At 75.8% G+C, this 23166-nt stretch carries 25 protein-coding genes; 11 read left to right on the forward strand and 14 right to left on the reverse strand.

Features of this window, described 5'->3' with window-relative positions:
- Positions 1-71: 71 nt before the first annotated feature.
- The 3 genes from ACI79K_RS14415 to ACI79K_RS14425 are packed head-to-tail and all read right to left on the reverse strand — an operon-like array spanning position 72 to position 4020.
- Positions 72-2702 carry an ABC transporter permease gene (locus ACI79K_RS14415; RefSeq protein WP_456600027.1) on the reverse strand — a complete coding sequence of 877 codons (2631 nt, stop codon included), beginning with the start codon at positions 2700-2702 and terminating at the stop codon, positions 72-74.
- The gene (locus ACI79K_RS14420) at positions 2699-3427 is read right to left on the reverse strand and encodes an ABC transporter ATP-binding protein (protein WP_456590212.1); all 729 of its coding nucleotides are present in this window, start codon (positions 3425-3427) and stop codon (positions 2699-2701) included. Before ACI79K_RS14420 ends, ACI79K_RS14415 begins: the two co-directional genes overlap by 4 nt.
- On the reverse strand, positions 3424-4020 hold the full coding sequence (locus tag ACI79K_RS14425) for a PadR family transcriptional regulator (RefSeq protein WP_456600028.1): 597 nt from the start codon (positions 4018-4020) through the stop codon (positions 3424-3426). Before ACI79K_RS14425 ends, ACI79K_RS14420 begins: the two co-directional genes overlap by 4 nt.
- 120 nt (positions 4021-4140) lie before the next feature.
- On the opposite strand from ACI79K_RS14425, the gene ACI79K_RS14430 reads away from it, so the two are divergent.
- Together ACI79K_RS14430 and ACI79K_RS14435 are read left to right on the forward strand one after the other, a co-directional pair.
- Entirely contained in the window at positions 4141-5022 is an 882-nt protein-coding gene (locus ACI79K_RS14430) for a hypothetical protein (protein ID WP_456600029.1), read from the forward strand.
- Positions 5019-5408, forward strand: coding sequence for a GntR family transcriptional regulator (locus ACI79K_RS14435; RefSeq protein ID WP_456600030.1), 390 nt, complete (start codon positions 5019-5021; stop codon positions 5406-5408). The genes ACI79K_RS14430 and ACI79K_RS14435 overlap by 4 nt, the downstream gene beginning before the upstream one ends.
- A 96-nt stretch (positions 5409-5504) precedes the next feature.
- On the opposite strand, the gene ACI79K_RS14440 is transcribed toward ACI79K_RS14435, so the two are convergent.
- Together ACI79K_RS14440 and ACI79K_RS14445 are read right to left on the reverse strand one after the other, a co-directional pair.
- Positions 5505-6344 (reverse strand): aldo/keto reductase, encoded by an 840-nt coding sequence (locus ACI79K_RS14440; protein ID WP_456590208.1) that lies wholly within the window; start codon positions 6342-6344, stop codon positions 5505-5507.
- Positions 6345-6416: 72 nt separating this feature from the next.
- The gene (locus ACI79K_RS14445; protein WP_456600031.1) at positions 6417-7655 is read right to left on the reverse strand and encodes an MFS transporter; all 1239 of its coding nucleotides are present in this window, start codon (positions 7653-7655) and stop codon (positions 6417-6419) included.
- 149 nt (positions 7656-7804) lie between these two features.
- Here ACI79K_RS14445 and moaA point away from each other — a divergent pair, with 149 nt between their 5' ends.
- The 5 genes from moaA to ACI79K_RS14470 are packed head-to-tail and all read left to right on the forward strand — an operon-like array spanning position 7805 to position 10914.
- Positions 7805-8860, forward strand: coding sequence for a GTP 3',8-cyclase MoaA (moaA, locus tag ACI79K_RS14450; protein WP_456590206.1), 1056 nt, complete (start codon positions 7805-7807; stop codon positions 8858-8860).
- A gap of 1 nt (position 8861) precedes the next feature.
- Positions 8862-9116: a MoaD/ThiS family protein gene (locus ACI79K_RS14455; protein ID WP_456590205.1), complete on the forward strand. Its 255-nt coding sequence runs from the start codon at positions 8862-8864 to the stop codon at positions 9114-9116.
- A 21-nt stretch (positions 9117-9137) separates the two neighbouring features.
- Entirely contained in the window at positions 9138-9332 is a 195-nt protein-coding gene (locus ACI79K_RS14460) for a hypothetical protein (protein ID WP_456590204.1), read from the forward strand.
- A gap of 2 nt (positions 9333-9334) precedes the next feature.
- Positions 9335-10174 carry an SMP-30/gluconolactonase/LRE family protein gene (locus ACI79K_RS14465; protein ID WP_456590203.1) on the forward strand — a complete coding sequence of 280 codons (840 nt, stop codon included), beginning with the start codon at positions 9335-9337 and terminating at the stop codon, positions 10172-10174.
- Complete coding sequence (locus ACI79K_RS14470; protein WP_456600032.1) at positions 10171-10914, forward strand: CPBP family intramembrane glutamic endopeptidase; 744 nt, start codon at positions 10171-10173, stop codon at positions 10912-10914. The genes ACI79K_RS14465 and ACI79K_RS14470 overlap by 4 nt, the downstream gene beginning before the upstream one ends.
- Here the strand turns inward: ACI79K_RS14470 and ACI79K_RS14475 are convergent.
- The 6 genes from ACI79K_RS14475 to ACI79K_RS14500 all read right to left on the reverse strand — a co-directional run bounded on the left by ACI79K_RS14475 (position 10877) and on the right by ACI79K_RS14500 (position 14977).
- Positions 10877-11287: a molybdenum cofactor biosynthesis protein MoaE gene (locus ACI79K_RS14475; protein WP_456600033.1), complete on the reverse strand. Its 411-nt coding sequence runs from the start codon at positions 11285-11287 to the stop codon at positions 10877-10879. The two genes, ACI79K_RS14470 and ACI79K_RS14475, sit on opposite strands and share 38 nt — an antisense overlap.
- Positions 11284-11862 carry a nucleotidyltransferase family protein gene (locus ACI79K_RS14480; protein WP_456590200.1) on the reverse strand — a complete coding sequence of 193 codons (579 nt, stop codon included), beginning with the start codon at positions 11860-11862 and terminating at the stop codon, positions 11284-11286. Before ACI79K_RS14480 ends, ACI79K_RS14475 begins: the two co-directional genes overlap by 4 nt.
- Positions 11863-11883: 21 nt before the next feature.
- Positions 11884-12930, reverse strand: a complete 1047-nt coding sequence (locus tag ACI79K_RS14485) for an ABC transporter ATP-binding protein (RefSeq protein WP_456590199.1) — start codon at positions 12928-12930, stop codon at positions 11884-11886.
- Positions 12927-13724 (reverse strand): ABC transporter permease, encoded by a 798-nt coding sequence (locus tag ACI79K_RS14490; RefSeq protein ID WP_456590198.1) that lies wholly within the window; start codon positions 13722-13724, stop codon positions 12927-12929. Before ACI79K_RS14490 ends, ACI79K_RS14485 begins: the two co-directional genes overlap by 4 nt.
- Entirely contained in the window at positions 13721-14479 is a 759-nt protein-coding gene (gene modA / locus ACI79K_RS14495; RefSeq protein ID WP_456597587.1) for a molybdate ABC transporter substrate-binding protein, read from the reverse strand. The genes ACI79K_RS14490 and modA overlap by 4 nt, the downstream gene beginning before the upstream one ends.
- A gap of 105 nt (positions 14480-14584) precedes the next feature.
- Positions 14585-14977 carry a TOBE domain-containing protein gene (locus ACI79K_RS14500; protein WP_456597588.1) on the reverse strand — a complete coding sequence of 131 codons (393 nt, stop codon included), beginning with the start codon at positions 14975-14977 and terminating at the stop codon, positions 14585-14587.
- An 88-nt stretch (positions 14978-15065) separates the two neighbouring features.
- On the opposite strand from ACI79K_RS14500, the gene ACI79K_RS14505 reads away from it, so the two are divergent.
- Positions 15066-16310 (forward strand): DUF2786 domain-containing protein, encoded by a 1245-nt coding sequence (locus tag ACI79K_RS14505; protein ID WP_456600034.1) that lies wholly within the window; start codon positions 15066-15068, stop codon positions 16308-16310.
- Positions 16311-16348: 38 nt separating this feature from the next.
- On the opposite strand, the gene ACI79K_RS14510 is transcribed toward ACI79K_RS14505, so the two are convergent.
- On the reverse strand, positions 16349-17125 hold the full coding sequence (locus ACI79K_RS14510) for a polyprenol monophosphomannose synthase (protein WP_456590194.1): 777 nt from the start codon (positions 17123-17125) through the stop codon (positions 16349-16351).
- 165 nt (positions 17126-17290) lie between these two features.
- Between ACI79K_RS14510 and ACI79K_RS14515 the strand changes: the two genes are divergently transcribed.
- Entirely contained in the window at positions 17291-17548 is a 258-nt protein-coding gene (locus tag ACI79K_RS14515) for a hypothetical protein (protein ID WP_456590193.1), read from the forward strand.
- A 4-nt stretch (positions 17549-17552) separates the two neighbouring features.
- The gene (locus tag ACI79K_RS14520; RefSeq protein WP_456600035.1) at positions 17553-18977 is read left to right on the forward strand and encodes a phospholipid carrier-dependent glycosyltransferase; all 1425 of its coding nucleotides are present in this window, start codon (positions 17553-17555) and stop codon (positions 18975-18977) included.
- On the opposite strand, the gene ACI79K_RS14525 is transcribed toward ACI79K_RS14520, so the two are convergent.
- Positions 18915-20159: a glycosyltransferase 87 family protein gene (locus tag ACI79K_RS14525; protein WP_456590191.1), complete on the reverse strand. Its 1245-nt coding sequence runs from the start codon at positions 20157-20159 to the stop codon at positions 18915-18917. The two genes, ACI79K_RS14520 and ACI79K_RS14525, sit on opposite strands and share 63 nt — an antisense overlap.
- Before the next feature lie 420 nt (positions 20160-20579).
- Between ACI79K_RS14525 and ACI79K_RS14530 the strand changes: the two genes are divergently transcribed.
- Positions 20580-22298 carry a RecQ family ATP-dependent DNA helicase gene (locus tag ACI79K_RS14530; protein ID WP_456590190.1) on the forward strand — a complete coding sequence of 573 codons (1719 nt, stop codon included), beginning with the start codon at positions 20580-20582 and terminating at the stop codon, positions 22296-22298.
- Here the strand turns inward: ACI79K_RS14530 and ACI79K_RS14535 are convergent.
- Entirely contained in the window at positions 22276-23121 is an 846-nt protein-coding gene (locus ACI79K_RS14535; RefSeq protein ID WP_456600036.1) for an alpha/beta fold hydrolase, read from the reverse strand. The two genes, ACI79K_RS14530 and ACI79K_RS14535, sit on opposite strands and share 23 nt — an antisense overlap.
- Positions 23122-23166: the final 45 nt, after the last annotated feature.

Genomic DNA, 23166 nt, shown 5'->3' on the forward strand with positions numbered 1-23166 from the left:
AGGGGTCCTGGCTCAGCGTCGACGGTGAGCCAGGACCCCACCAGGTGAGCCAGGACGTCGGTCGGCGCGGGTCACGTCACCCGGCGGGCCATCGGCAGCCGGGAGCGGACGACGAGGCCGGTGACGGCGACGGCGAGCAGCGGCACCGCCACGGCCACGCCGGCGAGCAGCAACCAGGGGACGTCGATCAGCGGCCGCGCGCCCGTCCCGTAGTCGGTGCTGGTGAGCGGGTACGCGACGGCGATGCCCGGCCCGGCGCCCACCAGCAGGCCCAGCAGCGCCCCGCCGACACCGATGACCGCCGCCGACCCCATTGCGATGAACCGGCGGGTGCGGGGCGCCGCACCGATCGCCGCGAGCGTGGCGAGATCGGGACGGGCATCGGCCAGCGCGAGCCCGGTCGCGGTCAGCGTCGCCACGAGCACCAGCAGCCCGCCCACCGCGAACAGCAGCAGCCGGGCGATCGCCAGGTAGTCGCTCCACCCCCGTTCCACGTACACCGACGCCTGGACCCCCAGGGCGTTCACCGCCTCCGTGAACGCCCGTTCCTCGGCCACGGTGACCGGCGCCTCCGGGCCGCCGATCACCAGCGACGTCGTGGCGAGCGGTACGGGCAGCCGGTCGGCCAGCGCCGGGGGCACGACCACCAGAGCGGGGGCGCGGAGCTCGTCGGTTGCGGACACCTCGATCTCGGTCGCGGGCAGCGACACGCGGCCGAGCTCCACCTCCCGGGTGCCGTTCCACGTGGAACCGGCGAGCGTCACCTGCCCGGCGGCGTCGACGGCACCCGAGCCGAAGACGACCGCACGCCCCGCCCGCAGCGCGGCACCGACCTCGTCCCGCCACGGGGCAGCGCTCGCCGCGGTCGCGGTGGCGACGTCGGCCACGATCACCTCACCGCCGAAGATGGGCTGGAACCAGCCGATGTCGTCCGGGAACCAGCTGCACTCCGGTAGCTCCGCCGTGCAGCCGGCGCGGACGGTGCCCAGGGAGCGCGGGTCCTCCGGGGTCGCCGCGACCGTGGAGAGGCGGCCGACGGGCCGTCCGGGCAGGTGCTCGGCCGCGGCCTGCTCGACGGCGGACCAGCCGGCCGCCCCGGCCTGGTGCACGAAGACCGTCGCCGCTCCCATCGGCGCCTGCGGTACGTAGTCGCGACGAGCCTGGGCGCTGTCGCTCTGGCTGCCGATCGCCATCGTCGTCACCACGGCGACGGTGGCCATGACGGCGGCGACGGCCGACGCGGTGCGGGTCCGGTTGCGGGCGGCGTCCCGGACGGCGATCAGCCCCGCTGTCGGCAGCCGGCGCGCCAGCGGGGCCAGCAGCCCGACCAGCCACGGCGTCGCGGCGACGGTGCCGAGGACGAGCAGCGCCGCGCCGCCCGCGACGGCGAACTCGCTCCCCCGCGCGCCGAGCACGGTGAGCACCGCGCCGATCCCGACCGCGGCCAGCCCGGCGACCGGCAGCCGCCAGGAGGTGCGCACCTGCCCCCGGCGGCCGCCGAGCGCCGGCACGACGTCGGTGCGGGCCGCCTGCCGGGCCGGGACGGCCGAGGCGGCGAGGCCCGCCAGCAGGCCGGTGACGACGACGGCCAGGACGTCGAGAGGGGCGACGTCGAACGGACCGAACCGCACGTCGGCCCAACCGCCCACGAGCGGGAGCGCCAGCCACGCCAGGCCGATGCCCAGCAGCGCCCCGCCGACCGCCGCCCCGCCGCCGAGCACCACGCCCGACGCCAGCACGGTCCGCCGCAGGTCCGCGGGGCTCCCACCGGCCGCGGCCAGCAGGGCGAGATCCCGCCGCTGCCGCCGGAGCCCCACCGCGAACGCGGGCCCGGCCAGCAGCACGACCTCGAGCAGGATGCCGACCACGATGAGCGCCAGCACGGCCATCTCGGCGGCGTTCGCGCCGCTCGTCGAGCGGTACTCCTCCGCGGGCGGCGGGTCGGCCACCACCGCCCGCGAGACGACGGCGAGGCCCTCGGCGTTGAGTTCTCGCACGGTCGGCCAGTCCAGCTCGCCGGGCACCGAGACGTAGAACTCGCTGCTGCGCGAGCGCAGCAGGTCGGCCGAGCCCGGTGCCACCACGACGAGGTCGTCCCGCTCACCGGCACCCGGCGCGACGATCCCGACGACCGTCAGTGGGACGTCCTCCTGAGTCACCTCGAGGGTGTCCCCGAGCGCGACGCGGGCGCGCTCGGCCACCCCGCCGCTCACCGCGACCTCCTCGGTCGTGGCCGGCACCCGCCCCTCCACCACCTCGACGGCGCCGTTCCGGATCGGCAGGCCGAGGTCGTCGGCGTAGGCGGTCACGTCGGCGTAGCCCACCCCGGTCCGGTAGGCGAGCCGTCCGACGGTGCGCTCGACGACCTCCGCGCCGTCCGGCAGCAGGCCACGGACCTCTGCGGCGGACCACGGTGACAGCTCCTCGTCCGGCTCGTAGACCAGCGGGTCGCCGGTGAGCGGGTCGGCCTCGATGGGGCTCCGGGCGATCCCCTCGATGCGCGCGTCCGCCGCGCCCAGCGTCGCGGGCAGCGACTCGACGGGGTCGAGCTGCCAGGTGCGCAGCAGCGTGTCGGCGCCGACGACGACGAGGACGGGCAGCCCGACCATCACCAGCACCAGCGCGGTGCGGCCGCGGTGGCGGAGCGCGTCGCGGCGGGCGATGCGCAGCGCCATCCGCCAGCGGGTCAGCCAGGCGCTCACCCGACGCCGCCGGCGGGCAGCAGCGACTCCGCCGCGGCGGCCGGCCCGCTCTGGTCGACGACGACGCCGTCACGCAGGAAGACCACCCGGTCGGCCCAGGCGGCGTGCCGGGCCTCGTGGGTCACCAGCACGCCGGCGGCGCCGGCCTCGCACCGGGCGCGCAGCACCCGCAGCACCTCCTCGCCCGTGGTGGAGTCCAGGGCGCCGGTGGGCTCGTCGGCGAGCAGCAGTCGGCGCGGGCCGACGAGCGCTCGGGCGATGGCCACCCGCTGCTGCTGCCCGCCGGACATCTCGTCGGGGAAGCGCCCGGCCAGCGCGCCCACCCCTACCTCGTCCAGCGCCTCCCGGGCCGCGCGCCGCGCCACCCCGCCCCGGACGCCGTCCAGCTCCAGCGGCAGCGCGACGTTCTCGACGGCCGACAGGGACGGCAGGAGGTTGAGGTCCTGGAAGACGTAGCCGACGCTGCGGCGCCGGACGGCGGCCAGCTGTGCCGCCGACAGACCGGCCAGGTCGCGGCCCTCGACGACGACCGCGCCCGACGTCGGGCTGTCCAGCCCGCCGGCGAGGTGCAGCAGGGTCGACTTGCCCGAGCCCGACGGCCCCATGACGGCGACCAGCTCCCCCGGGTGGACGGCGAGATCCACCCCGCGCAACGCCTGGACGACGACGTCGCCCTGCCGGTGGTCGCGGGTCACCCCGGACAGCCGCAGCACCGCCTCGTTCATCGCCGGCCCCGCTTCCCGGCCGGGACGACGTCGGTCGCCGGAGCCGGTGGGGTGGGCGCCGCGCCGCGCCGTCCGGCCGCCGCGCGGGCGACCCGGGCCTCGCAGTGGTCCAGCCAGCGGATCTCGGCCTCCGCGCGGAAGACCAGGGAGTCCAGCACCAGGGACCACGCGAGCTCGGCGTCGCCGGTGACGCGTGTCTTCAGCCGGGTGATCTCCTGCAGGCCGGTCATGGTGGCGGTGCGCTGGGTCTGCACCACGTCCAGGACGTCGACCCCCGGCGTCGTGACCGCCAGCGCCAGCTTGATCGCCAGCTCGTCGCGCGGGGCGCCCTTCGGGCTGACCGGGGAGGCGAACCAGCCGCGCAGCTCCGCCTGGCCGGCGTCGGTGATCCGGTAGGCGATCCGGCCATCGGCGTCCGGCGGCCCGTCCTGGGCCACCAGCCCGTCGCGCTCGAGCCGGTCGAGCGTCGAGTAGACCTGCCCGACGTTCAAGGGCCAGGTGGCGCCGGTGGCCGCGTCGAACTCCGCGCGGAGCTGGTAACCGTGACTGGGGCCGCGCTCCAGGAGCGCGAGCAGGCCGTGTCGGATGGACATGGATACGGAGTATGCATACTTAGTATTTATGTCGCAAGGGGCCCGCCGACCGGCTTGACAGGCCGCCCCCGCCACGTCATTGTCTCAATCCCTTGAGTCATTGACTGTGTGGAGGTCGACGTGGCAGGGCTCTCGTTCCTCCTGCTGCTCACGGCGGTCGTCACCGTGGTCGCCGGCGCGGGCCTGGCGCGCCGGTCGCCACCCAGCCGCGAGCACGCCGTCGCCGCCGCGCGCCGGCATGCCACCCGAACCGCGGCGGCCGCCTACGCCCTGGGGGCGGCTGCCGCCTTCGCCTTCCTGGCGGCCGAGGTGGGCAACACCTCCCCGGGCGGCTTCGGCGTCACCGTCCTGCTCACGCCCGTGGCGTTCGGGGTCGTGCACGTCGTCGTCCTGGCGCTCGGCGAGCTGACCTGGCCGCGGCCGGCCGGGGACGTGCGCCGGGCCCGGCTGGTCCGCCGGGGCCCGCTCGACGCGGCGCCGCGGTGGCTGCTGCGCACCACCGCGGCCGCCTTCGCCCTCGCCGCGCTCACGGTCGTCGGTGGGGCCCTGCTCGCCGCGCCCGACGGCCGCAGCGTCACCTACTCACCCGACGCCTTCTCCTCGGCCGCCGCGAGCCCCTTCCCGGGCCTCTTCTACGGCGGGCCTGCGGCGGCAGGCCTGCTCGCGGTCGCGGTCGCCGCCGCGGTGGCCCTCTGGGTCGTCGCCGCCCGGCCGGCGGTGGCCACCGAGGACGAGCGGATCGAGGACGCCCTCCGCCGCGCCTCCGCGCACCGGGTGCTGCGCATCGCCGCCGGCGTTCCGCTGGTCGTGGCCGGGGGGCTCCTCTTCGTCGCCGGGACGGCGCTGCACGGGCTGGGCACCGGCTCCACCGGCGCGGGTCCGTGGGACGGCGCGAGCCCCGTGATCGCGCTCGCGGGCGTCGCGGCGATGCTCGGCGGCGTGGCCGTCGCCTGCTGGCGCGCCCCCGCGGTGCCGGCGGACCGCGTGCCGGCCGCGGCATGAGCTCCCCACCACCGGCCCTCACCGTCGACGTCGGCAGCCCGGTCCCGCCCTACGAGCAGATCCGCAGCCAGATCGCCGCGGCGGTGCACGGCGGCCTGCTCCCCTCCGGCAGCCGGTTGCCGACGATGCGTGCCCTCGCCGCCGACCTGGGCGTGGCCGTCGGCACGGTCGCCCGGGCCTACTCGGAGCTGGAGGCGGCCGGCCTGGTCGCCAGCCGGCGGCGCACCGGCACGGTCGTCACCGGCGCGGCGCCCCCGCCGCGCGTCCAGGAGCGGATCCGCAGCGCTGCCGATGCGCTGGCCCGGACGGCACGCGAGGACGGCGTGGACGACGCGACCGTGCTGGCCGTCGTCCACGCCGCCCTCGCGCGCGCTGCCACCGGCTGAGGCTGCCCTTGATGATCAGGTGACCTGATCATTCGGGGTCCTGGCTCACGGTCGGTGCTGAGCCAGGACCCCGAACGGTGAGCCAGGACGGTCGGGTCAGCCGGGGATGTAGTTGAACGTGTCCGGGTCGGGGCCGGTGCGCTCGCCGCGGTCCAGGCCGGTCAGCGCGGACATGTCCTCGCGGCTGAGCTCGAAGTCGAACAGCGCGAAGTTCTCCGCCATGCGCTCACGGGAGGACGACTTCGGGAAGACGACGTCGCCGCGCTGGATGTGCCACCGCAGGACGACCTGGGCCGGGGTGCGGCCGAGCCGCTCGGCGATCGCGGTGATGCCGGGGTCGCCGAGCACCTTGCCCTGCGCGATCGGCGACCAGGCCTCGGTGACGATCTCGTGCTCGGCGTCGAAGGCGCGCAGCGCGTCCTGCGCCAGGTAGGGGTGCACCTCGATCTGGTTCACGGCCGGGGTGATCTCGGTGTCCGAGAACAGCCGGCGCAGGTGGTGCTCCTGGAAGTTGGAGACGCCGATGGCGCGGCAGCGGCCGTCGCGGTAGATCTCCTCCAGCGCCTTCCAGGTCTCGATGTAGTCGACGTCGATGCCCGGCAGCGGCCAGTGGATGAGGAACAGGTCGAGGTACTCGAAGCCGAGGTCGGCCAGCGTCCGGTCGAAGGCGCGCAGCGCGTCGTCGCGGCGGTGGAAGCCGTTGTTCAGCTTGCTCGTCACGAAGATCTCGCCGCGGTCGATGCCGGAGCGGGCGACGGCCTCGCCGACCCCCTTCTCGTTGCCGTACATCTCGGCGGTGTCGATGTGCCGGTAGCCGACCTCGAGCGCGGTCGCCACGGTGTCGGCGGTCTGCTCGGGCGGCACCTGGTAGACGCCGAACCCCAGCTGCGGGATCTGGACGCCGTTGTTGAGTGCGAGGGTGGGCACGGTGGCCACAGGCTGATCCTTCCGGTTCGGGAAAGGCCGCGAGCCGCACGGTCGGTCGTGCGCGATCGGCCCCGACCCCGCCTACCCGGTGATGCGGTCCTCAACCAGCTCCGCGGGGGCCGGGCGGTCCCCGACCAGCGCCACCCCACCCAGCGCGAGCAGACCCGCGAGGGCGGCGGCGACCGCCGGCACGGCGAACGCGGCCTCGGCGCCCCAGGCGTCCACCGCGGCACCCGCGAGCGCCGAGCCCACGGTCACGCCGAGGGTGAGACCGGAGATCGTCCACGCCAGCGACTCGGTGAGCATGCCGGGGACGACCCGGGACTCCACGAGCGAGGTGCCCGACACGAGCACCGGGGCGATGGTCAGCCCCGCCAGGAAGCCGCCACCGATCAGCACGGTCAGCGAGCCGACCCCCCACAACAGCTGCGCGGCGAGGGCGAAGGCGACGGCCGTCGCCACGAACCGGGTGGACAGCGTGCCGGGCAGTCGGGCCAGCCCGTAGACCAGCCCGGCCAGCAGGCTGCCCGCGGCGAAGACGGCCAGGGCCACCCCGGACAGCGCAGGCGCCCCCTCGGCCTCGGCGAAGCCCACGACCACCACGTCGATGGCGCCGAACACCGTGCCCACCGCGAGGTAGGTGACGACGACGACCAGCAGCGTGGGCGTCAGCACGGCCCACCACCGGACCGGGGACGGACCGGCGACGGGGTGCGCCGGCGGGTCGGTGTCGCGCAGGGCGGCCAGCCAGAGGCCTCCGACGGTGCCCAGGACGACGCCGGTGAGGAACCCGACGGGCGGGGCGACGAGGGTGGCCAGGAGAGTCACCAGCGGCGGCCCGACGACGAAGACCACCTCGTCGGCGACGGCCTCGAAGGCGAACGCCGTCTGCCGGCCCGCGGGGTCGAGCACCGCGGCCCACCGGGCGCGCACCAGCGAACCCACGTTGGGGCTGCTGCCCCCCACCGCCGCCGCGAGCAGGAACCAGCTCCAGCGGGGCCCGCCCGCGACCACCGCCGCGACGAACCCGACGCCGGAGAGGGCGAAGCAGGCCATTGCCAGGCGCAGCACCGGGCTCTGGCCGCGGCGGTCCATGGCCCGCGCCCACTGGGGGCCGGCGATGCCGTAGCTGAGGGCGAGGGCGCCGGAGACGGCCCCGGCGAGGCCGTAGCTGCCCGTCTCCTGCGAGACCAGGAGCACCGCCCCCAGGCCGAGCATGGGGGCGGGCAGCCGCCCCACCCACCCGGCCAGGGAGAAGGCCACCGACCCGGGGACGGCGAAGAGGCGACGGTAGGGGCTGAAGACGGTGCTGACCGACACTGTTCTCTCGCGCTTCCTGGCCACGGGCGAGTGCGGGACGTCCTCCGCCGGTCTCTCGGGTGGCGAGGGGCAGGCTAGCAACACGGCCCCGCCGCCGGCCGCGCATTTCCTGCTCCGCACGCATCACCGGTCGCGGCTACATTCGGGCCATGACCAGCGCCTCGCTCCCCGACCCCGCGGTGCGCCCCGCCGTGGGCGCGGTGCCCGCGGGCTCCGGCGGTCTGGTCGACCGGTACGGCCGCACCGCCACGGATCTACGGGTCTCGCTCACCGACCGGTGCAACCTGCGCTGCACCTACTGCATGCCGCCCGAGGGGCTGGACTGGCTGCCCAAGGTGGAGGTGCTCACCGACGAGGAGATCGTCCGGCTGGTGCGCATCGGGGTGGAGCAGCTCGGCATCCGCGAGGTGCGCTTCACCGGCGGTGAGCCGCTGCTGCGCCCGGGCCTGGTGGGCATCGTCGACGCGGTGACCGCGCTGCACCCCCGCCCCGAGGTCAGCCTCACCACCAACGCCATCGGGCTGTCCCGGACCGCGCCGGCGCTGGCCGCGGCGGGGCTGGACCGGATCAACGTCAGCCTCGACACCATCGACCGCGACCGGTTCAAGCAGCTGACCCACCGCGACCGCCTCGACGACGTGCTGGCCGGGCTGGCCGCCGCGCGCGACGCCGGGCTGACCCCGGTCAAGGTCAACGCCGTGCTGCTGCACGGGATCAACGACGTCGACGCCGTCCCGCTGCTGGACTACTGCCTGGAGCAGGGCTACCAGCTGCGGTTCATCGAGCAGATGCCGCTGGACGCCCACCACGCCTGGACCCGCGGGCGGATGGTCACCGCCGAGGACATCCTGGAACGGCTCTCGGCGGCGCACACCCTCACACCCGACAGCGAGGAACGCGGCTCCGCGCCGGCCGAGCGGTGGCTGGTCGACGGCGGCCCGGCCACCGTCGGGGTGATCGCCTCGGTGACCCGCTCGTTCTGCGGCGCCTGCGACCGCACCCGGCTCACCGCCGACGGGCAGATCCGCAACTGCCTGTTCGCCCGCGAGGAGTCCGACCTGCGCACCGCGATGCGCGACGGCGCCACCGACACCGAGCTCGCCGACCGGTGGCGGATCGCCACCCTGGGCAAGCTGCCCGGCCACGGCATCGACGACCCCAGCTTCCTGCAGCCCACCCGCCCCATGTCCGCGATCGGCGGCTGACGTGGACGACCAGGCGCGCGTCACCGTCCGCTACTTCGCCGGAGCCCGCGCGGCCGCCGGCGTCGAGACCGAGGCCCGCGAGGCGGGCAGCCTCGACGAGCTGGTCGGGCAGATCGTCGCCCACCACGGCGAGCGGCTGGAGCGTGTGCTCACCGCCTGCTCGTTCCTCGTCGACGGCGCGCAGGCCCGCGACCGGGCCGCGCGGCTGCCCGCCGGCGCGGTGGTCGACGTGCTCCCGCCCTTTGCCGGAGGCTGATCAGCGCGCCAGGATGGGCGCATGAGCATCTTCGACAAGGCCAAGGCGAAGGCCGAGGAACTGTACGGCCGGGCCGAAGAGCTGTACGGCGAGTCGCACGGCGACCCCGCCGCCAAGATCGACGGCGAGGCGCACCGGCTGGAGGCCGAGGCCGAGGAGGCCGAGCTGGAGCGCGAGGACGCGGCCGGCGAGGACGGGCCCGCGGGCACGCGCTGACCGTGCGCGCCGAGCAGATCACCGGGCCGGTCGCCCACCACGCGGAGGGGCCGGTCTGGTCGGCGGGGTGGGGCGGGCTGCGCTGGGTCGACATGCAGGCCGGCGACGTCCTCTCGCTGGCGGCGGACGGAACGGTCCGCCGCGAGCACGTGGGGGAGGTGGCGGCGGCACTGCGGCCGCGCCGGGGCGGCGGCGCGGTGATCGGCGTCGAGCGCGGCTTCACCCTGCAGGACGCCGACGGCACGCTCACCCCCCTCGGCGCCGTGTGGGACGACCCGTCGGTGCGCATGAACGACGGCGGCTGCGACCCCGACGGCCGGTTCTGGTGCGGGTCGATGGCCTACGACCAGCGGCCGGGCGCCGCCGCCCTCTACCGGCTCGACCCCGACGGCGCCGTCCACCGGGCGCTGACCGGCGTCACCGTCTCCAACGGGCTGGACTGGAGCCCCGACGGGTCGCGGGCGTTCTACAACGACACGGCGACCCACCGCATCGACGTCTTCGACTACGACCCGGGCACGGGCCTGACCGGGCGCCGTCCGTTCGTGACCTTCCCGGACGACGGAAACCCCGACGGGCTGACCGTCGACAGCACCGGCGGGGTGTGGGTCGCGCTGTACGGCAGCGGAACGGTGCACCGGTACTCCCCCGACGGGCGGCTCGACGCGGTGGTCGAGCTCCCGACGCCCCAGGTGACCGCCTGCACGCTCGGCGGCCCGGGGCTGGACCAGCTCTTCATCACCACGTCCGCCGAGGGCGGGCTCGACGACGGCGTGGCCGGGTCGCTGTTCCGGGTGGACGTGGGGGTCCGCGGACAGCCGGCGCGCCTGTTCGCCGGTTGACGCTGCCGCTGGTCGTCGCGTCGTCCGGGTACCTGGCGTGGAGCAGCCTGGTCGTCCCGGCGCTCCCACCTGCCGCTGCGGTGCGCACGGCGGCGAACGCGGGGGCTGCCGCCGCCCTCTGGCGGGGCGCCCGCTCGGCGGGGTTCACGACCCGGGAGCTCGGGGTGCACCGCTGCGCACGACGGGCGGGCGCGCGCTGGGGCGGCGCGGGGGTCGCCGGTGCCGCGGCGGGCTACCTCCTCGCCCTGGGGGTGCCTGCGGCGCGGGAAGCCCTGGCCCGCTCGCCCGCCGGCGCGGCGCCGCCCCGCGAGGTGGCGGCGCGCCTGCTCGTCCACATCCCGCTGGGCACCGTGTTCGCCGAGGAGGTTGCCTTCCGCGGCGTCCTCCTGGCGGTCGCCCGCCGGCGACTCGGCGACCACGGGGCCACCGCCGCCACCGCGCTCGTCTTCGCGCTGTGGCACCTCCGCGGTGCCGTCGACGCGGGTGGTCCCGTCACGGCGATCCTGACGGCGACCGGGCTCGGCGGCGGCGTGCTGGGCTGGCTGCGGCTGCGGAGCGGGAGCCTGCTCGCCCCCGCGGGCCTGCACCTGGGCGCCAACGGCGCCGGGCTGCTGGCGGCGGTGACCGCGCGGGCGCTCAGTCGACGAGGACGCTCCGCGCACGCTCGGTATCGGCCGCCGTCCAGCGGTCCCCGGGCCGTCGTCACGGGCAGGCGACCCACTCCTCCTCGCCGTCGGTGAAGACCTGCCGCTTCCAGATCGGCAGCCGCTTCTTCACCTCGTCGACGAGCTCGGCGCAGGCGGCGAACGCCTGGGCACGGTGCGAGGCGCTCACCGCGCAGGCCAGGGCGACGTCACCGATCCCCAGCAGGCCGATGCGGTGGCTGACCGCGACGGCGTGCACCTCCGGGCGCGCCGCGAACTCCTCGGCCAGTTCCGTGATGACCTCGGCCGCGCTCGGGTGCCCGACGTACTCCAGCTCCGTCACCGAGCGGCCGCCGTCGTGGTCCCGCACGACCCCGGCGAAGGAGACCACCGCGCCGGCCGCCTTGTCGGCGACGGCGTCCTCGTGTTCGGGAACGGACAGCGGCGCATCGACGACCCGGGCGATCACGGGCCCGACGCTACCCCTGGCGGCGGCACGTCGAGGTCGACCGGATCGGCCAACCCGGTGCAGTCGACCTCGACGACGTCGTGCGCGGCGAGGTAGCCACGGGCGCCCTCGTCCCCGGTCGCCGTCTCCACGACCCCGGCCCAGTGGTCGCGCCCGAGCAGCACCGGGTGGCCGCGGACGCCGTCGTAGGTGGCGACGGCGAGCGCGTCCGGGGCGGCGTGCGCGGCGACGGAGGCCAGCGCCGCGGGCGTCATGCCCGGCATGTCCACCAGCGTGACGAGCGCGGCGTCGACGGTTCCCGGGAAGCCGCGCAGCCCCTCCAGCGCGGCGCGCAGCGAGGAGGCCATCCCGGTCTCCCACTCCTTGTTGGCCAGCACGGTGGCCCCGGTGAGGTCGGCGCTGCGCCAGACGTCGACCGCCCGCGCGCCGAGGACGACAAGCACGACCTCGCAGGTGGCCCGCGCCGTCCGTACCGCCCGTTCCACCAGCAGGCTGCCCTCGTACTCGACCAGCGCCTTGGGCATCCCGTAGCGGCGGCCGCCCCCGGCGGCCAGGACGACGGCGGCGGTGCTCATGCCCCCAGCCTCCCAGCGTGCTCAGCGGGCGTAGACGGCGACCTCCGACGCCTTCACGCCCGCCCAGACCTCCACGCCGGGGGCGAGCCCCATCTCGGCGAAAGAGGTGGCGGTGACGTCGGCGACCAGCGGCACCTCGCCGGCGAGCTCGCAGCGCACCGTGGCGCCGTGCGGAGTCGCCCCCACCACCCGCTCCCGCCACAGGTTGCGGGTGCTGCCGTCGGGCCGCGACGCATACAGCGCCACCGACTCGGGGCGCACCGCCGCGAACACCGGGCCGCGCGCCTCCTCGGCCACCGCCACCACCGCCCCGCCGTCGAGGCGCACCAGCCGGCCCTCGCCGGCGCCGGGCAGCAGCGAGAGCCCGACCAACCGGGCCACGTAGTCGGTGCGCGGTCGGCGGGCCACCTCCGCGGGGGTGCCGGCCTGCACGACGCGTCCCTCCTCCAGGACGACGACGTGATCGGCCAGCGCCATCGCGTCCACCGGGTCGTGGGTGACCAGCACCGTGCTGCCGCGGAAGCCGGCCAGGTGCCGGCGCAGCTCGGCCCGGACCGCCAGCCGGGTGCGCGCGTCCAGCGCCGACAGCGGCTCGTCGAGCAGCAGCAGGGCCGGGTCTCCGACCAGGGCGCGGGCCAGCGCCGCCCGCTGGGCCTGGCCCCCGGAGAGCTCCGCCGGCCGCCGCGGGCCCAGCCCGTCGAGCCCGACCCGGGCCAGCCACCCCGCCGCGGCCGTCCGGGCTGCCGCCCGGCCGGCCCCGCGCGCCCGCAGGCCGAAGGCGACGTTGTCGGCCACGCTCAGGTGCGGGAAGAGCAGGGCGTCCTGGAACACCATGCCCAGCGCCCGCTCGTGCGCCGGGCGCGACGTGCCCGCGTCGTCCCAGATCTCGCCGTCGACCACGACCCGGCCGGCATCGGGCCGCACCAGCCCGGCCAGGACGCGCAGGAAGGTGCTCTTCCCCGCCCCGTTCGGGCCCAGCACCGCCAGCACCTCGCCGTCTGCCACCTCGACGTCCACCCGCAGGTCGAGGGCTCCCCGGCGGGTGGCGACCGTCGCGGCCAGGCTCACGCCGCCCCCCGGCCGAGCCAGCGGTCCCGGAGCAGCAGCAGCGTGGCCAGCGAGACGGCCAGCAGCACGATCGAGAGCACGATCGCCGCGTCCGGGTCGCGCTGCAGCGCCAGGTACACCGCCAGCGGCATCGTCTGCGTGGTGCCGGGGAAGTTGCCGGCGAAGGTGATGGTGGCGCCGAACTCGCCCAGCGCCCGGGCCCAGCAGAGCACCGCACCGGCCGCGACCCCGGGCGCGACCAGCGGCAGGGTGACCCGGCGGAACGTCGTCCAGCGGCCGGCGCCCAGGGTGGCGGCGACGTCCTCGAACCGGGCGTCGGCGGCGCGCAGGGCCCCCTCCACGCTGATCACGAGGAACGGCATCGCGACGAACGTCTGGGAGATGACGACCGCCGCCGTCGTGAACGGGATGGTGATCCCGAAGGCGTCGTGCAGCCAGGAGCCGACGATCCCCTGCCGGCCCAGCACGAGGAACAGCGCGACGCCACCCACGACCGGCGGCAGGACCAGCGGCACCGTCACCAGCGCGCGCAGCACCGAGCGGCCGCGCGCCCGGGAGCGGGCCAGCACCCAGGCCAGGGGGACGCCGAGCAGCAGCGACAGCGCCGTGGCGAGCGTCGCCGACACCAGCGACAGCCGCAGCGCCTCCCCCACCCCCGGGGCGGCGAGCTGGGCACCGAGCTGGGACCACGGCGTCCGCACCACCAGACCCACCAGGGGCAGCACCAGGAAGGCGACGCCGAGCGCGGCGGGCAGCAGCAGCGGCGCCGGGACGCGGGCGGTCTCGCGGGTCACGGCGTCCGGAACCCCGCGTCCCGCAGCACCTCGCGGCCCTCGGCAGACAGCACCAGGTCGACGAAGGCGCGCGCCGCCTCCGGGTTCCGGGCCTCCGCCAGCACGCTGATCGGGTACCGGTTGACCGCCGCCCCGGCCTCCGGCACCTCGATCGCGTCGACCGCATGGTGCCGGGCGGCCGCGTCGGTGACGTAGACCAGCGCCGCGTCGACCTCGCCGAGCTCGACCTTCTGCAGGGTGGCGCGGGAGTCCTCCTCGTAGGTGTCCGGGCGGGCGGTCACGCCGACGGCGGCGAGGAGCCGTTCCGCGGCCGCACCGCAGGGCGCCTGGGGCGCGCAGAGGGCGACGGCCAGCTCCTCGCGGGCCAGGTCGGCCGGCCCGGTGACGCCGGCCGGGTTCCCCTCGGGCACGGCGAGGGTCAGCACGTTCGCGGCGAAGACCTGCGGCTCCTCGGCCAGGCCCGCGTCGACGACCAGCTGCATCTGCCGCTCGTCGGCGGAGGCGAAGACGTCGATCGGCGCGCCCTGCCTGATCGCCGCCGCGGCAGCCGCGCTGCTGAGGTAGCCGATGTCCACCTCCACGTCCGGGTGGCGCTCGCGGTACTCGGCCTCCAGCCGGTCGAAGACGTCCACGAGCGACGCGGCGGCGTACACCGTGAGCGTGCCGCCGGACCGGTCGCCGTCCGGCCCCTCCCCCGCACAGCCGGCGAGGAGGGGCGCCGCCGCGAGCAGCGCGAGCAGCGGACGCGAACGCATGAACCCCTCCCGGGCGACGGCTCCGGTGGCCGCGCCTGCGGAACATCAGAGCAGCGATCCCCGAATCTGCGCAAGGCAGTGGGCTGCGAGATCCGCAGATGCGGACTACGGCACGTCGACGCTGACCTGGGTGGCCTTGACGGTGGCGACCGCCCGGACGCCGACCACCAGCCCCAGCTCGTCGGCCGCCTCGCGGGACATGAGGGACACGATGCGGAAGGGGCCCGCCTGGATCTCCACCTGGGCCATGACGCCGTCGCGGACGACGTTGGTGACGATGCCGGCGAGCCGGTTGCGCGCCGAGGACGGCGTGGTCCCGGGCTCGGGCGCCTCGCGCAGCTGCGTGGCCAGCCGGGCGAGGTCGGCGCCGTCGACGACGGCCGGCCCCCCGCCCTCCCGGCGCGCCGGCAGGCGACCCCCGTCGACCCAGCGCCGCACCGTGTCGTCGCTGACGCCGAGCAGCGTCGCCGCCTCGGCGATGCGGTAGGTGGCGGCCACGGCCAGACCCTAGCCGCGGCTGTGGACGGCGGGTGTCGTCCACAGCCGGTCCGGGCGAGCGTCGGCGCGGGCGGGCAGCATGCCGGTCGTGATCGACGACGCCTCGCTCGCGGACCTGCTCCAGCACCGGGCCCCGCTGCTCGCCGACGCCGGGGTCGCCGCGGAGCTGGCGGCCACGCTGAGCACGCGCGGGGTCGGCCTCGACGACGGCGGCCTGGTCACGCGGGCCCTGCTCGACGCGCTCGACGAGACCTGGGAGCGCGGCTGGCAGCCGGCCGACGTCGCCCACGCGGCCCGGCGCCAGGTGGGTGCGGCGTCGGTGCCACTGCTCGTCGCGCTGGTCGCCGAGCACGCGCGCCGCACCGATGCGGTGTCCCGGGCGCCGGAGAGCTGGGTCGACCAGCTGCGCGAGCTGGGAGCGCTGGACGCCGGGGGCGCCACGGGGGATGCCACGGGGGATGCCACGGGGGATGCCACGGTCACCGCCTGGCACCGGTCCGAGCGGCGGGCGCCGGCCGAGGCGTGGCGCATCGCGCTGCAGCTGACCGGGATGCTGCGCACCACCGCCCGGATCGAGCTCCTCGTGCCGCCGCCGTCACGGTGGGGCGCCGCCCGGCCGCGCGCCGAGCGGCGCTCCGCGAGCGACGACGACCGGGCGTTGCGGCGCATCCGCGCACTGCTGGCCAAGGCGGAGTCGACCGGGTTCCCCGACGAGGCCGAGGCGCTGACGGCCAAGGCGCAGGAGCTCATGACCCGGCACGCGGTGGATGCGGCCCTGCTCGACGGCGGCCCACCGTCCGGCGCCGACGTCGACACCCGCCGGGTGCACCTCGCCGACCCGTACGCGCGGGCCAAGACGCAGCTGCTGGGCGCCGTCGCGGAGGCCAACGACGTGCGGCTGGTCTGGTACCAGGGCCTGGGCATCGCCACCCTGGTGGGCATCCGATCCGATCTGGACGCGGTGGAGCTGCTGTTCACCTCGCTGCTGCTCCAGGTCGCCCAGGCGCTGGCCACCGCCGAGCGGCAGGACGGCCGCCGCCCGGCCTCGCGGTCGTTCCGCCGCGCGTTCCTGCTGGGCTACGCCCACCGCATCGGGGAGCGGCTCGTCGCGGCGCGCCGGCGGGCGACCGCCGAGGCGGCCGCGGAGCGGGGCGCGGACCTGCTCCCGGTGCTGCGCTCGCGGCAGGAGGCCGTGGCGGCCCGCACCGCCGAGCTGTTCCCGCGGGTCCGGGCCGGCCGCAGCCGCTCCTCGGTGGACGCGGGCGGCTGGTACGCCGGCCGGGCCGCGGCCGAGCGCGCCGACGTCGCGCCCCGGCGCTCGCCCCTGCGCTGACGCCGCCAGCTACCGACACCACCGCCGCAGGGGCATGATCACCTCGTCGGTGCGGGCACCGCGTTGCCGGCGCCCTCCACGGCGCCGTGGCGCCTCCCCCACGCGAACACGGGTTCCAGCGACCACGCCGTCACCCGCAGGAGCGCCTCCCGCACGATGCGCCCGCTCATCTTGCTCGCGCCCAGCTCGCGGTCGAGGAAGAGGATCGGCACCTCCGTCACGCGCAGCCCCGCGGCGACGAGCCGCCGGGCGACGTCGACCTGGAAGCAGTACCCCTCGCACTGCAGGGAGTCCAGCTCCACCCGCTCGAGGGCATGGCGGCGGAAGGCCCGGAAGCCGCCGGTCGCGTCGCGCAGGGGGAGCCGCAGGGCCGAGCGCACGTACCGGTTGGCGGTACGGCTCAGCAGTTCCCGGCTGCGCGGCCAGTTCCGGACGGCGCCGCCCGGCACCCACCGGGACCCGAGGACCGCGTCGGCCTCGGCGAGGGCCGTCAGCAGCCGCGGGAGGTCCTCGGGGCGGTGCGATCCGTCGGCGTCCATCTGGGCGACGACGTCGAACCCCTGGGCCAGGGCCCAGCGGAAGCCGGCCACGTAGGCCGGGCCCAGACCCGCTTTCCCCGGCCGGTGGAGAACCCGGACCTGCGGGTCGCGGCCGGCGATCTCCTCGGCCACCGCCCCGGTGCCGTCGGGGCTGTTGTCGTCGATGACCAGGACGTGCGCCCCGGGCACCGCACGCCGGACGGCCGCCAGCGTGCGCGGCAGGCTCTCCCGCTCCTCGTACGTGGGAATGCAGACGCACACGCTGGGAGCGATCATCCCGCGGCATTTCCCCGTTCAGGCCGAGCCGACACACTTCCTGCGACATCGCGCCGAGACATCCACCGTGATGCATTCGTGACCACGGCATCGCGTGTACCCGGGGACTCAGCGGACATGGAACGGGCTCGCACGCACGCCGAACGCACGTGACAGGAGAGCGACATGAATCGACTCACCCGAGGCGTCGCCGCCGCCTCGTTCTCCGGCTTCCTGGCGCTGGGCCTCGCGGCCTGCGGGGAGGACGAGCCCGGAACGGTCACCGAGACCGAGACCGAGCAGGTCACCGAGACCGAGGAGGAGCAGACCGAGGTCACCGAGACCCTCGAGCCGACCGAGACCGAGACCGAGACCGAGACCGAGGTCGTCGAGACCGAGACCGAGGTCGACACCGAGACCGAGACCGAGTTCGGCACCGAGTGACCGGGTGAGCACTGCCGCCGTCCAGGCGGACCAGCCGGCAGCGGGCGGCGCCTCCGGGCGCCGTCCGCTGTCGTCGCGGTGGGTCCCGGTGGCCCTGGTCGTCCTCGCGGCCGCCATCCGGCTGTGGGACCTGGGCGACCCCGACCGGCTGTTCTTCGACGAGAAGTACTACGGCTCGGACGGGTACGAATACGTGACCCGGGGGGTGGAGGAGGAGCGCCCGGCGCATCCACCGCTGGGCAAGTGGGTCATCGCCCTGGGCATCAAGCTCTTCGGCTTCACGCCCTTCGGCTGGCGGATCGGCGTCGCCGTGGCCGGGACCGCCTCGGTGCTGCTGGTCTACCTCAGCGGGTTGCGCCTCTTCCGGCGGGTGGCGCCGGCGGCCCTCGCCGCCGCGCTCGTCGCGCTCGACGGGCTGGCGGTGACGACCAGTCGCATGGCGATGCTCGACGCCACGCTCGCACTGTGCGTCATCGCGGCGTTCTGGCTCCTCCTGCTCGACCGGGATGCCCGCCGCTCCGCACGGGGAGCCGGCGAACCGTTCCACCGGTCCCTGCTCGGTTCCCCCTACCGCTGGCTGGCCGGCGTGGCGCTGGGCCTGGCGGTGGCCACCAAGTGGTCCGGCCTGCTGGCCGTCGGCGCGGCCGGGCTGCTCGTCCTGGGAACCGAACTGGCCGGGCGCGGAGAAGGCGTGCGCCGGGCGGCGCAGCGAGCGGTCGCCGTCACCGCTGGAGCCGTGCTCAGCCTGCTGGTCGTCCCCGCGGCCGTCTACGTCGCGAGCTTCGCGGGCTGGTTCGCCAACTACGAGGACAGCTACGCCGGCTCGCGCGCCTGCGGCCCCGGCGCCTGCTCCGCCGACGCCGGGGAGCGGCTCTCGACGTGGTGGGACACCCAGGTCGATCTCGTCAGCTACCACCGGAACCTGGAGGCGACTCACCCGTACCGCTCGGACCCGCTGGGCTGGGTGTGGCTGGAACGGCCGGTGCTCGCCTACGCCGAGAGCTGCACGACGCGGCAGCAGGAGGCGGGCGAGTGCGAGGTCCCGCCCCAGACGGTCGCCCGCATCACCTTGGTCGGCAGTCCCGCGTTGTGGTGGCCGGCGCTGCTCGCCTACCCGGTGCTGCTCTGGCGGGCCGCGGTACGTCGGGACGGCGTCGCGGCCACGATCCTCGTCCCGTTGGCCCTGCTCTGGCTCCCCTGGCTGGCCGCGGGCAAGCCGGGCTACTTCTTCTACCTGGTCCCGGCGGTGCCGTTCATCGCCCTAGGCCTGGTCCGGGCCATCCAGGTCGGCCCCAGGCCCCGCCTCGTCGGGACTGCGCTGCTCGTCCTGGCGGTGGCCTGCTTCGCCTTCTTCGCCCCGATCTGGCTAGGCATCCCGCTGGCTCGGGACGCCCTCGACCTCCGGTACTGGCTGTCGTCCTGGCGGTGACCCTGCCGGGCGGCGCACCGCCTCGACGAGCACCCACACCAGGGCGGCGGCCCGCAGAGCGACGGCCGCACCCATCACCGGATAGGGGAGCTCGTCCCCGTGGCCCGCGCGCCCGGCGAGGAAGGGGAACTCGACCGCGTGCACCAGGACGTCGGCGGCCACCACGGCGATGAACGGGGCCGCGCGGGGGAGGACGAGAGCCATCAGCGGCACCAGCCACAGGGTGTACTGCGGGGAGTAGACCTTGTTGGCGAGGATGAAGCAGACCAGCACCGGCAGCAGCACCTGCCACCACTCCTCGGGCGGACGCCGCCGGATCCCGAGGACGACGACCACGACCGCGCCGGCCGCGAACACCAGCAGACTGGCGACGCCGAGCGCCGCCGGTCCGGGCTGCGGGCCACCCAGCTGCGCGAGCAGGTACCAGAGGCTGTCGACGTGCATGGCCCGTCGGCGGCTCAACTCGTAGAAGCGATCCCAGCCTTCGGGGGCCAGCAGGTAGCCGGGCACGTGCACCGCGGCGAACGCCAGCGCCGCGGCACCGCCGTGCAACAGGGCGGCGCGTGGACGACGACGGGCCAGGAGCGCCAGGACGACCAGCGGTACCAGGAACCCGGGGAACACCTTCGCGGCCGCACCGAGGCCGGCGACGACCCCGGAGGCCGTGTGCCGACCGCGCTGGTGCAGCAGGACCGCCCCCAGCAGCAGGGCCACCGGCAGGGTGTCCCAGTTGTAGAAGGCGTACAGGAACAGCGCCGGGGCGGCGGCCCACCAGAGCAACCTGCGCGGCGACAGGCCCAATCGCCGGAGCAGCACCAGGGAGACCAGCACCTCGACCACCACGAACAGGCCGTTGGTGGCGAAGAAGGTGCTGACCGTGGCGTCACCCGGGAGGGCATGGGCGAGGACGGCGGCAAGCCAGATGCGCACGGCGAGCACCGGGGGGTACTCCAGGGGGTCGGACCCGTAGGGGCCGGCCCCGTCGGCCAGCCCCCGCACGTACCACAGCGGAGCGACGTCGGTGTAGCAGTAGCCGTAGTACTGCTCGCCGTCGACCCAGCCACCGCCCAGGCACCGCGCCCTCGCCCACCAGCCCCCGGCGAGCACGAGCAGCGCGACGGCGATCACCGCACCGTGACCGACCCGCCGGTCGCGGACACGCAGCCGTCCGCCGCCAGTCATCGAACCGTCCCCCCGGCTGCAGGTCCCCGCGTTCCCGGGCCACCGCCCCCACCAGAGCTGCGCGAGTGGGGGGAGGCAGCCGACCCGGCGGGGCAGCGGTGCGACGACGCGCTCACCCTCGATCGGCTGACCATCGACCGCCACGTCACACCGCTCGTGCTCCTCTCGTCGACGCCGCGCGGGCTCGCGCCGGGGCGGGTCGCGCCCATTGTGGGCCGCATGCCCCGCCGCTCGCCCCTCGCGGATGCCCGCCGACCCGCGAGAACGTCCGGCCGGCGCAGGCGAGCGGCTCTGCCGGCCCCCGGAAGACGGCGGGACGCTCGAGGCGATGGGCGGTCGCGAGGAGCGCGCGTTCCCGCGGGAACGCGGGGTGGGCCAGCGCACCGTTTGCCGCGCACCGGCAGCGGGGAGAGGCAGCCGGTGCCTCCCTCCCCCGAGCGCGACAACCCCGCCGGTGCCACCGCCTCCGTCCGCACCCGCCGCATCCGCGAGTTCGCCCGCGAGGTGCTCGGGTACGACGACTTCCGCCCGGGGCAGGAGGCGGCGATGCAGGCCGTCGTCGGCGGGCAGGACACCCTCGCCGTGCTGCCGTCGGGCGCCGGGAAGACCGCGATCTACCAGGTCGCCGGCCAGCTGCTCGACGGCCCGGTGCTCGTCGTCTCCCCGCTCATCGCCCTCCAGCGCGACCAGGTCGACCGGCTCACCGAGCTGGCGGAGCGCGCCGGGCGGGCCGCGCAGCTGAACTCCACGCTGTCGGCCGGCGACCAGCAGGAGGCGCTCGAAGGGCTGGCGGAGGGAACGGTCCGCTTCCTCTTCCTCGCCCCGGAGCAGCTGACCAAGCCCGAGGTCGTCGACGTGATCGCGAAGGCCCGGCCCGCGCTGTTCGTCGTCGACGAGGCGCACTGCGTCTCCGCCTGGGGCCACGACTTCCGCCCGGACTACCTGCGGCTGGGCGGGGTCATCGAGCAGCTGGACCACCCGACGGTGCTGGCGCTCACCGCCACCGCCGCGCCTCCGGTGCGCGCGGAGATCGTCGAGCAGCTCGGCATGCGCGAGCCCGAGGTCGTCGTCGCCGGCTTCGACCGCCCGGAGATCCGGCTGGAGGTCGACCACTACGCCGACGCCCACGCCAAGGAGCAGGGCGTGCTGGACCGGGTGGTCGCCGAGGTCGGCGAGGGGCGTGGCCCCGGCATCGTCTACAGCGCCACGCGGAAGGGCACCCAGGAGATCGCCGCCGAGCTGGCCGGGCGCGGGCTCCGCACGCTCGCCTACCACGCCGGGATGAAGAAGTCCGAGCGCGAGGAGGCGCAGCGGGCCTGGATGGACGACGAGCTGGACGTCGTCGTCGCCACCACCGCGTTCGGCATGGGCATCGACAAGCCCGGCACCCGCTTCGTGGTGCACGCCGAGCCCGCCGACTCCCTCGACAGCTACTACCAGGAGATCGGCCGGGCCGGTCGCGACGGCGAACCGGCGCTCGCCGTCCTGGTCTACCGGCAGGAGGACCTCGGGCTGCGCCGGTTCTTCGCCGCCGGCGCGCCGGCCGAGGAGGAGCTGCAGCAGGTCGCCGGGCTCGTCCAGGCCGCCGCCGCGGCGGGCATCGACGACGGCGTCGACGTCAAGGCGCTCCGCGAGGAGACCGGCCGGGCCGCGACCCCCCTGGTGCGCGACCTCAACCTGCTGGAGCAGGTGTCGGCCGTCGTCCTGGACGAGGACGGCGCCGCCCACCCCGCCGACGGCGCCCCGCCGCCAGGCGAGGCCGCCGAGCAGGCCCGGGAGCTCGCCGAGCACCACGAGAAGGTCGACCAGTCGCGCGTGGAGATGATGCGCGGGTACGCCGAGACCGCCGAGTGCCGCCGCCAGTTCCTGCTGGGCTACTTCGGCGAGCAGCTCGACGAGCCGTGCGGCAACTGCGACAACTGCTCGGCCGGCACCGCGCACGAGCACGTCGCCACCGAGCCCGAGGACACGCCCTTCCCGGTGGAGACGCCGGTCGAGCACAGCGAGTGGGGGAACGGCGTCGTGATGCGGGTCGAGGACGACCGGCTCACCGTGCTGTTCGACGAGGTGGGCTACAAGACCCTCGGGCTGGCCGCCGTCCTCGACAACGACCTGCTCACCGCTCGACCCCGGGACTGACGCCACGGGCGACCTGCCCCGCCAGCCACCGGTGCAGGGTCGTCGCGAGCCGCACCGGCTGGTCGAGCTGGACCAGGTGCCCGGCGCCCGGGAGGAGCTCCAGCCGGGCCCCGGGGATCAGTGCGGCGAGGCGGTGCGCCCGATCAGCGGGAATCCAGGTGTCCTCGCTGCCCCACACCACGAGCACCGGCAGGTCCAGGTCCGGGTAACGAGGCTCCAGCACGTCGGTGTACGCCTCGTCGGCCTGGGCGATCTGCCGGTAGAAGGCAGCCTGCCCCTCGGGGCCGGTCCACGGCGCCACCAGCTCGTCGACCTGGCCGACGGTCAGCCCGCGATGGCTGGCCCCGGCGATGTAGGCGCGCAGCGCCCCCTCGTGCACCGCCGGGGGCAGGGCCGCGAAGACGTCGGCGTGGGCGCGCACCAACCGGAAGAAGTCCGATCCCCACGGTGCCAGCGCCACGACGTCGACCAGGGCCAGGGAGGCGTAGGGCACCCCGTGCAGCAGGTGCGCCCGAAGGGCGACCGCACCTCCGTAGTCGTGGGCGACGACGTGCGGGGAGCGCAGCCCCCACCGCTCCACCAGCTCCGCCAGCAGCTCGCCCTGCACGTCCAGGGAGACCGCGTGCCCGGCGTCCTTGGAGGAGGCCCCGTAGCCGGGCATGTCCCACAGGTGCACGGTGAAGTCGCCGGCGAGCGCTTCGGCGTAGGGCCGCCAGAGCTCCGCGGACCAGGGGGTGCCGTGGCACATCACCACGTCGGGGCCCGATCCGACGTGCCAGTGCCGCACCCGCCGGCCGCGCCATCCCAGCGTCCCGGAATCCACACCGGCACCCTGCCAGACGGGCCCGCGGCCGCGCTGCCCGTCCGA

The organism is Blastococcus sp. SYSU DS0616 (assembly GCF_054051015.1).

Bases quoted from the DNA above. Each gene is read 5' to 3' on its own strand.
- ACI79K_RS14420 (WP_456590212.1), bottom strand. From the start codon at position 3,427: ATGAACGAGGCGGTGCTGCGGCTGTCCGGGGTGACCCGCGACCACCGG.
- ACI79K_RS14515 (WP_456590193.1), top strand. From the start codon at position 17,291: ATGAATCGACTCACCCGAGGCGTCGCCGCCGCCTCGTTCTCCGGCTTC.
- ACI79K_RS14510 (WP_456590194.1), bottom strand. From the start codon at position 17,125: ATGATCGCTCCCAGCGTGTGCGTCTGCATTCCCACGTACGAGGAGCGG.
- moaA (WP_456590206.1), top strand. From the start codon at position 7,805: ATGACCAGCGCCTCGCTCCCCGACCCCGCGGTGCGCCCCGCCGTGGGC.
- ACI79K_RS14460 (WP_456590204.1), top strand. From the start codon at position 9,138: ATGAGCATCTTCGACAAGGCCAAGGCGAAGGCCGAGGAACTGTACGGC.
- ACI79K_RS14525 (WP_456590191.1), bottom strand. From the start codon at position 20,159: ATGACTGGCGGCGGACGGCTGCGTGTCCGCGACCGGCGGGTCGGTCAC.
- ACI79K_RS14425 (WP_456600028.1), bottom strand. From the start codon at position 4,020: ATGTCCATCCGACACGGCCTGCTCGCGCTCCTGGAGCGCGGCCCCAGT.
- ACI79K_RS14435 (WP_456600030.1), top strand. From the start codon at position 5,019: ATGAGCTCCCCACCACCGGCCCTCACCGTCGACGTCGGCAGCCCGGTC.
- ACI79K_RS14480 (WP_456590200.1), bottom strand. From the start codon at position 11,862: ATGAGCACCGCCGCCGTCGTCCTGGCCGCCGGGGGCGGCCGCCGCTAC.
- modA (WP_456597587.1), bottom strand. From the start codon at position 14,479: ATGCGTTCGCGTCCGCTGCTCGCGCTGCTCGCGGCGGCGCCCCTCCTC.